This window comes from Pseudomonas sp. lyk4-R2A-8, from assembly GCF_030209095.1.
GTDB lineage: Bacteria > Pseudomonadota > Gammaproteobacteria > Pseudomonadales > Pseudomonadaceae > Aquipseudomonas > Aquipseudomonas quebecensis.
Genome location: NZ_JARVSS010000005.1, coordinates 139,264 through 153,066 on the forward strand (window position 1 = coordinate 139,264; position 13,803 = coordinate 153,066).

14 protein-coding genes are annotated in these 13,803 nt (G+C 60.8%); 7 read left to right on the top strand and 7 right to left on the bottom strand.

The features are described from left to right. Positions 1-77 precede the first annotated feature (77 nt). The 3 genes from dgcA to QRN10_RS06755 all read right to left on the bottom strand — a co-directional run bounded on the left by dgcA (position 78) and on the right by QRN10_RS06755 (position 3,740). Positions 78-2,138: a dimethylglycine demethylation protein DgcA gene (gene dgcA / locus QRN10_RS06745; RefSeq protein ID WP_285428060.1), complete on the bottom strand. Its 2,061-nt coding sequence runs from the start codon at positions 2,136-2,138 to the stop codon at positions 78-80. 15 nt (positions 2,139-2,153) lie between these two features. Continuing rightward, on the bottom strand, positions 2,154-2,684 hold the full coding sequence (locus QRN10_RS06750; RefSeq protein WP_008083165.1) for a DUF5943 domain-containing protein: 531 nt from the start codon (positions 2,682-2,684) through the stop codon (positions 2,154-2,156). Positions 2,685-2,762: 78 nt separating this feature from the next. After that, positions 2,763-3,740: a dipeptidase gene (locus tag QRN10_RS06755; protein WP_015373138.1), complete on the bottom strand. Its 978-nt coding sequence runs from the start codon at positions 3,738-3,740 to the stop codon at positions 2,763-2,765. A gap of 219 nt (positions 3,741-3,959) precedes the next feature. Here QRN10_RS06755 and QRN10_RS06760 point away from each other — a divergent pair, with 219 nt between their 5' ends. Beyond that, complete coding sequence (locus QRN10_RS06760) at positions 3,960-4,361, top strand: lysozyme inhibitor LprI family protein (protein WP_181080713.1); 402 nt, start codon at positions 3,960-3,962, stop codon at positions 4,359-4,361. Between the two features lie 42 nt (positions 4,362-4,403). Here QRN10_RS06760 and QRN10_RS06765 read toward each other — a convergent pair whose 3' ends face one another. Beyond that, positions 4,404-5,366: a tyrosinase family protein gene (locus tag QRN10_RS06765; RefSeq protein WP_181080712.1), complete on the bottom strand. Its 963-nt coding sequence runs from the start codon at positions 5,364-5,366 to the stop codon at positions 4,404-4,406. Between the two features lie 193 nt (positions 5,367-5,559). Between QRN10_RS06765 and QRN10_RS06770 the strand changes: the two genes are divergently transcribed. Then, a complete protein-coding gene (locus QRN10_RS06770) occupies positions 5,560-5,976 on the top strand; it encodes a DUF3010 family protein (protein ID WP_285428061.1) in 417 nt (138 codons plus the stop codon). 123 nt (positions 5,977-6,099) lie between these two features. Here QRN10_RS06770 and QRN10_RS06775 read toward each other — a convergent pair whose 3' ends face one another. Both QRN10_RS06775 and QRN10_RS06780 read right to left on the bottom strand, forming a co-directional pair. Continuing rightward, positions 6,100-7,278 (bottom strand): AAA family ATPase, encoded by a 1,179-nt coding sequence (locus QRN10_RS06775; protein WP_285428062.1) that lies wholly within the window; start codon positions 7,276-7,278, stop codon positions 6,100-6,102. Positions 7,279-7,345: 67 nt separating this feature from the next. Further along, a complete protein-coding gene (locus QRN10_RS06780; protein WP_285428064.1) occupies positions 7,346-8,290 on the bottom strand; it encodes a GlxA family transcriptional regulator in 945 nt (314 codons plus the stop codon). Between the two features lie 193 nt (positions 8,291-8,483). Here QRN10_RS06780 and QRN10_RS06785 point away from each other — a divergent pair, with 193 nt between their 5' ends. From QRN10_RS06785 to QRN10_RS06805, 5 genes are all read left to right on the top strand, one after another. Further along, positions 8,484-9,428 (top strand): choline ABC transporter substrate-binding protein, encoded by a 945-nt coding sequence (locus tag QRN10_RS06785; RefSeq protein WP_253509660.1) that lies wholly within the window; start codon positions 8,484-8,486, stop codon positions 9,426-9,428. A gap of 74 nt (positions 9,429-9,502) precedes the next feature. After that, positions 9,503-10,390 (top strand): 3-dehydrocarnitine:acetyl-CoA trimethylamine transferase CdhC, encoded by an 888-nt coding sequence (gene cdhC, locus QRN10_RS06790; RefSeq protein ID WP_181080708.1) that lies wholly within the window; start codon positions 9,503-9,505, stop codon positions 10,388-10,390. Between the two features lie 48 nt (positions 10,391-10,438). Beyond that, on the top strand, positions 10,439-11,404 hold the full coding sequence (locus tag QRN10_RS06795; RefSeq protein WP_253509661.1) for an L-carnitine dehydrogenase: 966 nt from the start codon (positions 10,439-10,441) through the stop codon (positions 11,402-11,404). A gap of 13 nt (positions 11,405-11,417) precedes the next feature. Continuing rightward, complete coding sequence (locus tag QRN10_RS06800; RefSeq protein WP_253509662.1) at positions 11,418-11,894, top strand: thioesterase family protein; 477 nt, start codon at positions 11,418-11,420, stop codon at positions 11,892-11,894. A gap of 251 nt (positions 11,895-12,145) precedes the next feature. Further along, entirely contained in the window at positions 12,146-12,409 is a 264-nt protein-coding gene (locus QRN10_RS06805; RefSeq protein ID WP_181080705.1) for a hypothetical protein, read from the top strand. 95 nt (positions 12,410-12,504) lie between these two features. Here the strand turns inward: QRN10_RS06805 and gbdR are convergent, their stop codons facing one another. Further along, positions 12,505-13,608, bottom strand: a complete 1,104-nt coding sequence (gene gbdR / locus QRN10_RS06810; RefSeq protein WP_060753382.1) for a choline metabolism transcriptional regulator GbdR — start codon at positions 13,606-13,608, stop codon at positions 12,505-12,507. Positions 13,609-13,803: the final 195 nt, after the last annotated feature.

A 13,803-nucleotide genomic window follows, 5' to 3' on the forward strand; every position in this document is an offset into this window, starting at 1 on the left:
CAAGCTACAAGCGGCAAGTCAAAGCGGTCACCCATTGCTCTTTCTTGCTGCCTGAAGCTTGTGGCTTGCGGCTGTTTTTAAAAATCCTTGCAAAGGCGCAGGGCGTCATAGATGGCAGCGTGGGTATTACGCTGCGCCACACAGTCACCGATGCGGAACAGCAAGTAGCCCTCGCCCGGTTCGCTCAGGCACGGTTGCGGTTTGATCGCGAACAAGGCTTCCACGTCGATCTGGCCTTTGTTGCGCGAACCTTCCTTGAGCCCGTAGTAAATGGCTTCGTCCGGACGCACGCCGTTCTCGACCACCACCTGATCGACCACCCGCTCCTCTTTGGCGCCGGTGTATTCGTTCTCCAGCACCGCCACCAGCTTGTCGCCCTCGCGATAGACCTTTTCCAGCATCATGTCGCCGGTCATGATCACTTCCTTGGGGTACATGCTGCGGTAGTAGGTCGGGAACGACGTACCGCCAATCGCTACGCCCGGCTTGATGTCGTCGGTGACGATTTCCACCTGGCAGCCTTTGTCGGCCAGGAAGTCCGCCACCGACATGCCGGTGAACTCACAGATGGTGTCGTACACCAGCACGTTCTTGCCCGGCGCGACTTTGCCATCGAGCACATCCCAGCTGCTGACCACCAACCCTTCGGCGGCGCCCCAGTGTTCGTTCTGTTCGATGTACGGGTGCCCGCCGACGGCCAGCACCACCACGTCCGGACGCAGGTCCAGGATGGTCTCGGCATCGGCCGCCACGCCCAGACGCAGGTCGACTTTCAAGCGCGCCAGTTCCAGTTGGAACCAACGGGTAATACCGGCGATCTGGTCGCGTTGCGGGGCTTTGGAGGCGGTGGTGATTTGCCCGCCGATAAATTCTTTTTTCTCCAGCAGGGTTACGTCGTGGCCACGTTCGGCGGCCACGCGCGCCGCTTCCATCCCGGCCGGGCCGGCGCCCACTACGACCACCTTGCGTTTCGGCCCGGTGGATTTCTCGATGATGTGCGGCACGCCCATGTATTCACGGGAGGTCGCGGCGTTCTGGATGCACAGTACGTCCAGGCCCTGGTACTGGCGGTCGATGCAGTAGTTGGCGCCGACGCACTGCTTGATCTGGTCGATCTGGCCCATCTTGATCTTGGCGATCAGGTGCGGGTCGGCGATGTGCGCACGGGTCATGCCGACCATGTCCACGTAGCCGCCTTCGAGGATACGCGTGGCCTGGTTCGGGTCCTTGATGTTCTGCGCGTGCAGCACCGGGACCTTGACCACTTCCTTGATCCCGGCCGCCAGGTGCAGGAACGGCTCCGGCGGGTAACTCATGTTCGGGATCACGTTGGCCAGGGTGTTGTGCGTATCGCAACCCGAGCCCACCACGCCGATGAAATCGAGCATGCCGGTGTCGTCGTAGTACTTGGCGATCTGTTTCATGTCCTCGTGGGACAGGCCGTCCGGGTGGAACTCGTCGCCGCACAGGCGCATGCCCACGCAGAAGTCGTCACCCACTTCGGCACGCACGGCCTTCAACACTTCCAGGCCGAACTTCATGCGGCCTTCGAAAGTGCCGCCCCATTCGTCGGTACGCTTGTTGACGCGCGGGCTCCAGAACTGGTCGATCATGTGCTGGTGCACGGCGGACAACTCCACGCCGTCCAGACCACCGGCCTTGGCGCGGCGCGCGGCCTGGGCGTAGTTGCCGATCACGCGCCAGATCTCTTCCGGCTCGATGGTTTTGCACGTGGCACGGTGCACCGGCTCACGCACGCCGGACGGCGACATCAGGGTCGGCCAGTTGAAGCCGTCCCAGCGCGAGCGACGGCCCATGTGGGTAATCTGGATCATGATCTTGGCGCCATGCTTGTGCATGGCGTCGGCCAGGTTCTGGAAGTGCGGGATGATGCGATCGGTGGACAGGTTCACCGAGCTCCACCATTCCTGGGGGCTGTCGATGGCCACCACCGAGGAGCCGCCGCAGATCGCCAGGCCGATACCGCCCTTGGCTTTCTCTTCGTAGTACTTCACATAGCGGTCAGTGGTCATGCCGCCGTCGGTGGCATACACCTCGGCGTGGGCAGTGCTGAGTACGCGGTTGCGGATGGTCAGTTTGCCGATCTGAATCGGCGCAAACATTGCTTCGAAAGCCATGGCACGGTCCTCGGCTTACAACGGCTTGACGGTGAACAAACCATCATCGTGGCCCTCTTCGGAGCCTCCGTAGACTTGTTCGGCGACGGTGCGGATCTTGCTGCCGCGTGCTTCAAGGATCTGGTCCATGGCGCCGGCAAACCAACCGGTGAACATGTAGTCGACCTTGCGCCCGACCTTGCCGTAGACGTAGACGAACGCCGAATGCTCCAGCTTGACGCTGGCGGTGCCTTTATCCAGGTCGATGTCCTGGATTTTGAACAGGCCCCAGCCACGCTGCGACAGGCGTTTCATGTAGTGCTCGAACACCGCGACGCCTTCCAGGCCATGGCACTCGGCTTCTTTTTCGCACCAGTGCCAGGCGGATTTGTAGCCGGCCTTGTAGAGGATCTCGGCATAGGCCTCGGCGCCCAGCACCTCCTCGATGCCCATATGGTTGTTGACGAAGAAATGACGCGGCACGTACAGCATCGGCAAGGCATCGGACGTCCAGACACCGGTTTCGCTGTCGACTTCGATAGGCAATTGCGGGGCGATCTTGGCCATGGAAACTTAACTCCAGAAAATTCGTGTTGATGCCCGCTGCGCGACTGGCAACGGGTTAAGGATAAGGAGAGCGGCGGCTTATTCGCCCCACACGTCTTTAAGGACGTTGACCCAGTTCTCGCCCATGATCTTGCGCACTACGCGCTCGCTGTGGCCGCGCTTGAGCAGGGTTTCGGTGAGGTTGGGAAACTCGCCCACGGTGCGGATGCCCAGCGGGTTGATGATCTTGCCGAAGCTGGTCAGGCGCCGGGCGTAGCCTTTGTCATGGGTCAGCATTTCGAAGAAATCCTGGCCATGGCCCTGGGTGAAGTCGGTGCCGATGCCGATCGCGTCTTCGCCGACGATGTTCATGGTGTATTCGATGGCTTCGGCGTAGTCGTCGATGGTCGAGTCGATGCCCTTGGCCAGGAACGGCGCGAACATGGTCACGCCGACAAAACCGCCATGGTCGGCGATGAACTTCAGTTCTTCATCGGACTTGTTGCGCGGGTGCTCCTTAAGGCCCGACGGCAGACAGTGGGAGTAGCACACCGGTTTTTTCGATTCGAGGATGACTTCTTCGCTGGTCTTGGAGCCCACGTGGGACAGGTCGCACATGATGCCGACGCGGTTCATCTCGCCGACGATTTCACGACCGAAACCCGACAGGCCGCCGTCGCGCTCGTAGCAACCGGTGCCGACCAGGTTCTGGGTGTTGTAGCACATCTGCACCACGCCAACGCCGAGCTGCTTGAAGATCTCCACATAGCCGAGCTGATCTTCGAACGCATGGGCATTCTGGAAGCCGAAGATGATGCCGGTCTTGCCCTGCTCTTTGGCTTTGCGGATATCGGCGGTGGTTTTTACCGGAATCACCAGGTCGCTGTTCTCGCGAATCAGGGTCTGGCTGGCCACGATATTATTGATGGTGGCCTGGAAGCCTTCCCACACAGACACGGTGCAGTTGGCGGCGGTGAGGCCGCCTTTGCGCATGTCCTCGAACAGGTCGCGGTTCCACTTGGCAATAATCAGCCCGTCGATAACGATGCTGTCGGCGTGCAATTCGGCTGGGCTCATCAGGCGTCCCCTTATTGGCGATTCATGCGCCGAATCGTCTGCCGGCGCTTTGGGGCCAGCATATGCCCAGGGGCTGAACGGACCGGGTGCAAAAACGACAGGGGAATTGCCGAAAGCGTCAATCCACGACAAAGGCTGTATAGACGCGTCTGACGGGTGGCTGTTCTTTGTCTTACGCTTGAGCCAGAATTCGGCCATCAACTGATATGAGACGGCGCAATGAAATCGATTTTCCTGGCTTTGGCACTCATCGCAACCGGCGTCCACGCGGCCGAAGACACCGACAACACGCCCTGCGACGGCATCGAGAACGACAAACAAACCCTGGAATGCGCCACTTACAACAAGACCACCGCCGAGCAATTGCTCAAGGACAACTACCAGAGCCTGCTCGAACGCATGGGTTCGACCTATGGCAGCAACAAGACCCAACTGGCCGACATTACCGCTCGTCTGAAGGATGCCCAGCAGAAGTGGGAAAAACTGCGGGATGCCGATTGCGCCGTGGACACCTTCCCGGCCAAGCCCGGCACCAAGGACTACGCGATTGCGCAGAACGACTGCCTGGCGCGGATGAGTGACGAGCGGTCGGAATTTTTGGAGTCGATCGGGCAGGAGTAAGCGCCACTCCCGCAGCCAAAGCGCGGGAGCGACAGGCAGTGGTCACGCCATGAAAGGCGATTTAAAAGGACTTTTCGTCAATGGTCGGCTTGGTGCATAGCTGTAGCCTAACGTCGTAATATCCATCACTTCGCTGATACGCCGAGTCCATGGTTTGAGCACATCCTCATAGTTGTGCCCGGGCGGGCCTTGCTCCATGGGGCAGTAATGCGGGGCAAGATCCGGTTCATCCAGCATTTTCTGCGCCTGCCAGTCCGCCCAGATCTTGTCGACGAAGCAGTGATGCAGGAAAAAAACCGGATCGTCGGGCGAGGTCATGGGTAACATATTGCCCCCTACCCAAAGATGTACTCGGTTATGCAATTGCGAGCCGAGCGTAACGACATTCGGGTCACCACGTTTCACGATCCAGCCTTCCAGACGGTTTCTGAACCCTCGGGTGAACGGCCCCGAATTGTAATTCGGCTCGTCATAAAGCGCCTCGCTCATAGCCATTCTCAAATCGTCTTCGGTGGGCAATGAGCCGATCACTGTGCCGAACTGACGCTTTAACCCAGGCCCAGGCAACCCTTCGTTCGGGTAAGAAGGCACGTTCCAATTCCCATATTTATGGGCAAAGACCCCATCCTGCACCCGAAACTCATCAGCAGCGTCGCCATTGCCACCCAGGAAGCCCTGGTCCCACAGGGGTGAAAGCTCCGGAGCTTGCGCGTCCAGGGTCCAGTTCCAATAAGGCAGCGTAATATCTGGCTTGATGGCTTGAAGGTCCTTCTCAAACTGCATCAACATTTCACGATGCCACGGCAAGAATGCCGGGCCACGATGAGCACCATTACGGTAGTTGGGGTCTTGAGGTTCATTTGGATAGACCGTGGGGACCATGACTTCATGATGCCAATGAACATATTTGTCATAAGCACCACTTTTCTTCATCTCCAGTAACGTCAATGTAAATTCGAGCTTCTCCGCAGCCGTCATTGCTCGAATTTCCTTGCGAATGTTCATTGCATAACTCCCTTATCTGAAAGCCACCGAACAACGTGAAAGCCACCAATTGGCTCACTCAGAAAATCTACGAGCATTGTGGCAACGCGGTCTACTGTCAAAAATAACAGGTCAGACGTACTTCACGACCGACGGTCTTGCGCCCACGCGAACCCTGGTAACCTTGGGTACCCACATTTACCAAGGCAACGTTATGACTCTCTGCGGCATCGAAATCAAAGGCAGCGAAGCCATCATCGCCCTCGCCTCCCTCGACAACCAGGCGCTGACCCATGTCGCCCTGGCCACCAAAAAAATCGCTCTGGAAGATGACGACGACGCGACTAACGTCAAAGCCTTCGCCGCGCAGGCGAAGGCGTTTGTGCAGGACAATGCCATTACTCGCATCGCCATCAAGAAACGCAGCAAAAAAGGTGAATTCGCCGGTGGGCCGACGACGTTCAAGATCGAGGGAGTGTTTCAGTTGCTCGACGGTGTGGAGGTGACACTGCTGTCGCCGCAGACCATCAATGCGCAGAACAAGAAGCACAATTTTGAACTCCCCGCGACGCTGAACAAGTATCAGCATGAGGCCTATAAGGCTGCGTGTTCGGCGTTGGTAAAAAAATAAGCCACACCGAAATTCAATGTGGGAGGGGGCTTGTCCCCGATAGCGGTGGGTCAGCCAACGTTGTATCAGCTGACAGTCCGTCATCGGGGGCAAGCCCCCTCCCACATTGGATATGTGTTGTTTTTAGTGTTGGGTATGGCGCTTGTAGCGCAGCCACTCGCCGAATGATTTGTCTTCGAGCGCGTACCCGCCCCGACCCGATTTCCACACCAGTTCCTTGTCGCGCAGAGCATCGATGCAGGCCTGGATGGTCTGGGTGCCCGGCACCACGTCACTGCCCATATCCTCCAACGCCTTGCTGACCGCAGTGAGGGTGCTGTCGGTAAACGGCGCAAAAGGCTCGTTGTTCAGCGAGCGCTCCACCATCACCTGCAGGACGGCGCGTTGCGGGATGGTCAGGGCGTTCCAGGCGCTTTCGAATTCGGTCCACACACCTGCGCGCAGCAGTTCGGCGCGACTGTGCAGCAACTGGCCCAAGTTGCTGGCCTCGCCCAACTCCAGCGCTACTTCACCGATGATCGTGCGCAGCATCTCAGGTCGGCGGCCGACCAACTCGAAGGCTTCATCGATATCGGCCGCGTTGAATTGGTTGGTCGGGGCCAGGTTCGCGTTGAGGTGTGTGGTGTACGCCTGGGTGAAGGCTTTGCCCAGCAGCGGAAACGGCGTGATGCTGGAGCCAAAAAACGGCTGGCTTTTACCCAATACCAGATAGGCCAGCTTGTCGCGGTTGGAACCGGTAAAGACTAAATGCAGACCGCTGCCCTCCTCGTCACGCCCTTGGTTGAGCTGATCCCGGGCGGCCTTGAGCGCGAACATGGCGTTGATCCCCGAATCGCTGGTCAAGGCATGCTGGGCTTCATCGATCACCAGCACGACGGGTTTTTCCGCCGCGTGGTGGAGCAACTCCAACGCCTGGGTCAAGGTCGCGCCCACCGGCAATTGCGGCTTGCTGAAGTCCCAGGACAGGGTCCGCAGAAAACTCAACCTTTCGATGCCAAGGTTTTTGGCCAGCTTGCGAATGCACTTTTCGTAGGGTGCAAGCGCGGCGGCAATGGCGCTGGCGATCAACTCCGCGGGATCTTTTTCTTTGTTGGCCCACAGGTCCACATACACGGTGAGCCAACCGCGCAGCTGGCACTCCGGGATCAGGTCTTCGCGCAAGAACGTACTTTTACCAGTGCGACGTGGCGCGGCGAGAAACAGGCCAGAAGTGAAATCCTGAAGGCCGGCGCCCACCAGGCCATCGGCAATGCTGCTGGCCAGCGCGGGACGGCGGAACACAAAACCGCTGAGCTTGGACATGGCTTATACCAAATTATTGAAACGCCTATAAATTATAGCCACGAGTATAATCGACTATAATTGCCCGTCAAACCGGCTCCCGCCGCCGGTCCTCCCTGGGGCATTTGGCAAACCGCGCCCGGTAACTGCGCGTGAAATACGACGGCGACTCAAACCCGCAGGCAATGCTCACCTCCAACACGCTCAAACCGCTTTGGCGCAGCAGTTGCCGGGCTTTTTCCAGGCGCAGGCCCAGGTAAAAGTTGCTCGGCGTGTCGTTCAGGTGCAGGCGAAACAATCGCTCCAACTGCCGCCGCGTGACCTTGATCGCTTCGGCCAGAGCCAATGTGCTCAGGGGCGGTTCGGTGTGCTGTTCCATCTCGCCGATCACTTGCACCAGTTTCTGATTGTTGATGCCGTAGCGCGTGGCGATCTGCATGCGCTGGTGGTCTTTGCGTGGGCGAATGCGGCCCAGCACGAACTGCTCGGACACCTGAATCGCCAGGTCGGCGCCGTGGGCCTGGGCGATCAGGTCGAGCATCAAGTCGATGGAAGCGGTGCCACCGGCGCAGGTGATGCGGCGCCGGTCGATTTCGAACAGCTCCTGGGTCACCGCCAGGTGCGGATAGGACTCTTTGAAGGCGTCGATGGCTTCCCAGTGCAGGGTCACGCGGTGACCGTCAAGCAAGCCGGCTTCGGCCAGCACACAGGCACCGGTGTCGATACCGCCCAGGGTCACGCCGTCTTGATCCAGACGGCGCAGCCAGTGTGCCAACGCAGGCGTGGCGAACTGAAGGGGCTCGAAACCGGCGACGACCAGCAGCGTGGTGCCCTTTTTCAGCGGTTCCAACGCGGCGTCGGCGTTGACTGACATGCCGTTGCTCGCCAGCACCGCGCCGCCGTCGGCGCTCAGTACATGCCAGCGGTACAGCTCACCGCGAAAACGGTTGGCCACCCGCAGCGGCTCAAGGGCCGAGATAAAGCCCATCGCCGAGAAACCCGGCATCAGCAAAAAGTAGACATCCTGGGACATGGTGGCGCTCTCATCGGACGGCCAGCGTGGCACTGTGATACTCCCGTTCAGGGGTGGTTTCAAGGGGGCAGGTCGCTGCAGTGCAAGAGTCGGTCGCCGCCGTGCGTTTTGTCGCCTCACAAGCTGCGTAACGTGGCATCACGGTGCACAAAGACACCGGCAACCACAATAACGACCTGCCGAGGGCTCCACCATGAACCGACTGATTCGCCGCTGCGTGTTCGCACTCAGCGCCAGCGCCATCTTGAGCACCAGCGTTCTCGCGGCCGATGCCGCCTCCTGCAAGAACGTGCGCATGGGCGTGGTGAACTGGACCGATGTGATCGCCACCAGCGCCATGACCCAAGTGCTGCTCGATGGCCTCGGCTACACCACCAAGCAAACCAGCGCCTCCCAGCAAATTATCTTCGCCGGCATCCGTGACCAGCGCCTGGACCTGTTCCTCGGTTACTGGAACCCGTTGATGACCCAGACCATCACCCCATTCGTCGACGCCAAGCAGGTCAAGGTGCTCGACAAACCCAGCCTGCAAGACGCCCGCGCCACCCTCGCCGTGCCGACCTACCTGGCCGACAAAGGCTTGAAGAGCTTCGCCGACATCGCCAGGTTCGAGAAGGAACTGGGCGGCAAGATCTACGGCATCGAGCCCGGTTCGGGCGCCAATACGCAGATCAAGGCGATGATCGCCAAGAACCAGTTCGGCCTGGGCAAGTTCCAGCTGGTGGAATCCAGCGAGGCCGGCATGCTCGCCGCCGTCGACCGCGCGGTGCGCCGCAAGGAAGCCGTGGTGTTCTTCGGCTGGGCGCCGCACCCAATGAACGTCAACGTTGCCATGACCTACCTCACCGGCAGCGACGACGCCCTGGGCCCGAACGAAGGCATGGCCACGGTGTGGACCGTCACGTCGCCCAACTACGCCGAACAATGCCCCAACGTGCACAAACTGTTGACCAACCTGACCTTCACCGCCGCCGACGAGAGCCGGATGATGCAGCCGTTGCTGGATCACAAGGACGCCCTCACGTCCGCCCGGCAGTGGCTCAAGGACCACCCGCAGGACCAGGCGCGCTGGCTGGAAGGCGTGACCACCTTCGATGGCAAACCAGCGGCGGCCAACCTGCAATTGACCAGCAAATAACCTTTTTCGAATCACCGTTTCGCGGTCACTGACGACCGCGAACGGCATCACCACGCCTGTAAGGAACCTGCCCCATGAACCACGACGTCATCATCACCTGCGCACTCACCGGTGCTGGCGACACGACCAGCAGAAGCCCCCACGTGCCGGTCACCCCCAAACAGATCGCCGCGGCGGCGGTTGAAGCGGCCAAAGCCGGCGCCACCGTGGTGCATTGCCATGTGCGTGACCCGCAGACCGGCAAATTCAGCCGCGACGTGGCGCTGTACCGCGAAGTGATGGAGCGCATCCGCGAGGCCGACATCGATATTATCGTCAACCTCACCGCCGGCATGGGCGGCGACCTGGAGATCGGCGGCGGCGAAAACCCGATGGAATTCGGCCCCAACACCGACCTGGTCGGGCCGCTGACGCGTCTGGCCCATGTCGAAGAGTTGTTGCCGGAAATCTGCACCCTGGACTGCGGCACCCTGAACTTCGGCGATGGCGACACGATTTATGTGTCCACGCCGGCACAGCTGCGCGCCGGCGCCAAACGTATCCAGGAACTGGGCGTGAAGGCCGAGCTGGAGATCTTCGACACCGGCCACCTGTGGTTCGCCAAGCAGATGATCAAGGAAGGCCTGCTCGACGACCCGCTGTTCCAGCTGTGCCTGGGCATTCCCTGGGGCGCACCGGCCGACACCACCACCATGAAGGCCATGGTCGACAACCTGCCCGCCAACGCGGTGTGGGCCGGCTTCGGCATCGGCCGCATGCAAATGCCGATGGCCGCCCAAGCGGTGCTGCTGGGCGGCAACGTGCGGGTAGGCCTGGAAGACAATCTGTGGCTGGACAAAGGCGTGCTCGCCACCAACGGCCAGCTGGTCGAACGCGCTGGCGAAATCCTCAGCCGCCTGGGTGCGCGGGTCATGACCCCGGCCGAAGGGCGCGTGAAGATGGGCCTCACCCAGCGCGGCTGACCCACCGCCCCTGCCACACGCGATCATCGAACTCTTTAGGAATTTGCCATGCGCTTTATCACTGAGATCAAAACCTTCGCCGCCCTCGGCAGCGGTGTTATCGGCAGCGGTTGGGTGGCCCGCGCCCTGGCTCACGGGCTGGATGTGGTGGCCTGGGACCCGGCGCCCGGCGCCGAAGCCGCGTTGCGCAAACGCGTCGCCAATGCCTGGGGCGCTCTGGAGAAAAGCGGTCTGGCCCCCGGCGCGTCCCAGGACCGCCTGCGCTTTGTCGCCACCATCGAAGCGTGCGTGAAAGACGCCGACTTCATCCAGGAAAGCGCCCCCGAACGCCTGGAGCTGAAATTGCAACTGCACCGCCAGATCAGCGCGGCGGCCAAACCCGATGCACTGATTGGTTCGAGCACCTCGGGGCTGTTGCCGAGTGAGTTCTACGAGGGCTCGACCCACCCGGAGCGCTGCGTGGTCGGCCACCCGTTCAACCCGGTTTACCTGCTGCCGCTGGTGGAAGTGGTCGGCGGCAGACACACGGCGCCCGAGGCGGTGCAGGCGGCGATCACGGTGTATGAATCCCTGGGCATGCGCCCCTTGCATGTGCGCAAGGAAGTCCCTGGGTTTATCGCCGACCGTTTGCTTGAAGCGTTGTGGCGCGAGGCATTGCACCTGGTGAACGACGGCGTGGCGACCACCGGCGAAATCGACGACGCGATCCGTTTTGGCGCTGGCCTGCGCTGGTCGTTCATGGGCACTTTCCTCACCTATACCCTGGCGGGCGGCGATGCGGGCATGCGCCACTTCATGGCCCAGTTCGGCCCGGCGCTGCAGTTGCCGTGGACCTACCTGCCGGCGCCGGAACTGACGGACAAGCTGATCGACGACGTGGTCGATGGCACCAGCGCTCAACTGGGTACCCACAGCATTGCGGCGCTGGAGCGCTATCGTGATGATTGCCTGCTGGCGGTGCTAGAAGCGGTGAAAACCACCAAGGCCAGGCACGGCATGACCTTCGCCGAATAATGGAATGCAGACAATGCCCGCACTCACGACCTACACCACACAGATCCATCCCGACTGGGTGGACTACAACGGCCACCTGCGCGACGCGTTCTATCTGCTGATCTTCAGCTACGCCACCGACGCACTGATGGACACCCTCGGCCTGGACAGTGAAAACCGCGAAGCCAGCGGCCATTCTCTGTTCACCCTGGAGCTGCACTTGAACTACCTGCACGAAGTGACACTCGGTGCCGAGGTTGAAGTGCATACGCAACTGATCGCCCATGACGCCAAGCGCCTGCACCTGTATCACAGCTTGCATCGGGTCGGGGATGGGCAGGAACTGGCCGGCAACGAACAGATGCTCTTGCATGTCGACCTGGCCGGGCCGCACTCGGCGCCGTTCGCCCAGGCGACACTGGAAAAAATCGCGGCCCTATGCACCGAGCAGGCCGACCTGCCGCGCCCGGCCCTGCTCGGCCGTGTCATCGGTTTGCCGCCCAGGAAATAGGCCAAAAAAAGCCCCGATCCAGCCGTGACGGGATCGGGGCAGAGGGCCTTGTGAGAGCGATGCATATCGAGGGTGACCAAACCTTCAAGCTGCTTGCTGAGGCCAGTGTGCCGGTTAGTGCGATCGGCAAATGGCCCGAAAACGACCTGCTCATAGCCATCTGAGGCATCCGCGCGGCGCGCCCTTGCCGATGCGGTCGGGGGCTACCAGAATCCAGGCAGATCCCCGCTCCCCTAACCAGGATAAACGTCATGATGCACGCGGATTTGATTGACCAGGATGACCTGCTGAGCCAATTGCGCTCGCTGGGTTTCGAGGTATCCAGCGGCGCCAGCGCCGAACAGGCGTGTGAGTGCGCGGTGCGCGGCTTGAGCGAAGCACGGGCCAAGGCGCTTAAAGGCATGGTCGAGCGGATGTACAGCGGCAGCGCGACGATTTTGCCGGCGGTGCGTCAGGCCATCGACAAGCAGTTGTTGCCGGCGTTGATGCAGTTCAAGCAGAACTCCGGGGCCTGACAGATGGCTATCGGGGGCAAGCCCCCTCCCACCTTTGCCTGTGTTCACAAATCAAATGTGGGAGGGGGGCTTGCCCCCGATACAGACGCCTGGGTTCAGAGCCTTACACTGGCAAACGTCGACTCATTACGCGCCTGGCTCAACGCCGACATCGGCCCCGACAACGGTGAAAGCACCAGCGCCTGCGGAATCGGCATCATCGCCACCTGCTGGGTGGTGTTGGAGCCTACGCGCTCATCCCGCGGCGGAATGCCAAAGTATTCGCGGTAGCACTTGGAGAAGTGCGGCGTGGAGACGAACCCGCACACCGAGGCGACTTCGATGATCGACATCGGCGTTTGCTTGAGCAACTGCCGCGCACGGATCAGGCGCAACTTGAGGTAGTAACGTGACGGCGAACAGTGCAGGTATTTCTGGAACAGCCGCTCCAGTTGACGCCGGGATACGGCGACGTAGACCGCCAGTTCGTCCAGGTCGATCGGTTCTTCCAGGTTGGCTTCCATCAGCGCGACGATTTCCTGCAGCTTCGGCTGGTTGGTGCCGAGCATGTGCTTGAGCGGCACGCGCTGGTGATCCTGTTCGTTGCGGATGCGTTCGTACACAAACATCTCGGAGATCGCGGCCGACAGTTCACGGCCGTGATCGCGGCTGATCAGGTGCAGCATCATGTCCAACGGCGCAGTGCCGCCGGAACTGGTGAAGCGGTTGCGGTCGAGGGTGAACAGGCGTGTGCTCATGGACACACGGGGGAAGGCTTCCTGCATCGAGGCCAGGCATTCCCAGTGCACGCTGCAATCGAAACCATCCAGCAGGCCGGCACAGGCCAACGCCCAGCTGCCGGTGCACACCGCGCCGAGGCGACGGGATTGGCGTGCCTGGCTTTGCAGCCACGACACGTGCTCACGGGTGACGGTGCGCTGGATGCCCACGCCGCCGCACACGATCACCGTGTCCAGGGCCGGGGCCTTATGCATGGCGGCGTCGGGAGTGATCTGCAGGCCGTCGCTGGCCCAGACCTGGTTGCCGTCGACGCTCAGTGTGGTCCAGCGGTACAGCTCACGGCCGGACAGCTGGTTGGCCATGCGCAGGGGTTCCACTGCGGACGCCAGGGAAATCAGCGTGAAATTGTCCAACAGCAAAAAGCCGATGGATTGAGGCGCACGGTTCTGGGGTTGGGCCCCTGAGTTGAACGACGTCATCGCGGTATCTCCTCACACAAAGCGGGTGATGGCCTCAGGCGAGGCTCTTGTTATTGCACTCTTCGTCCTGACATGGCGAGAGGCTTTGAATTGATAGAGCAATTGCCGTGCCTAAATTTGAATGGCTATTCAATAACTCCTGAAAACGACCTGTTGACGCGTCTATGTAGCCCTTGCGTGAAGTACGGAATATGC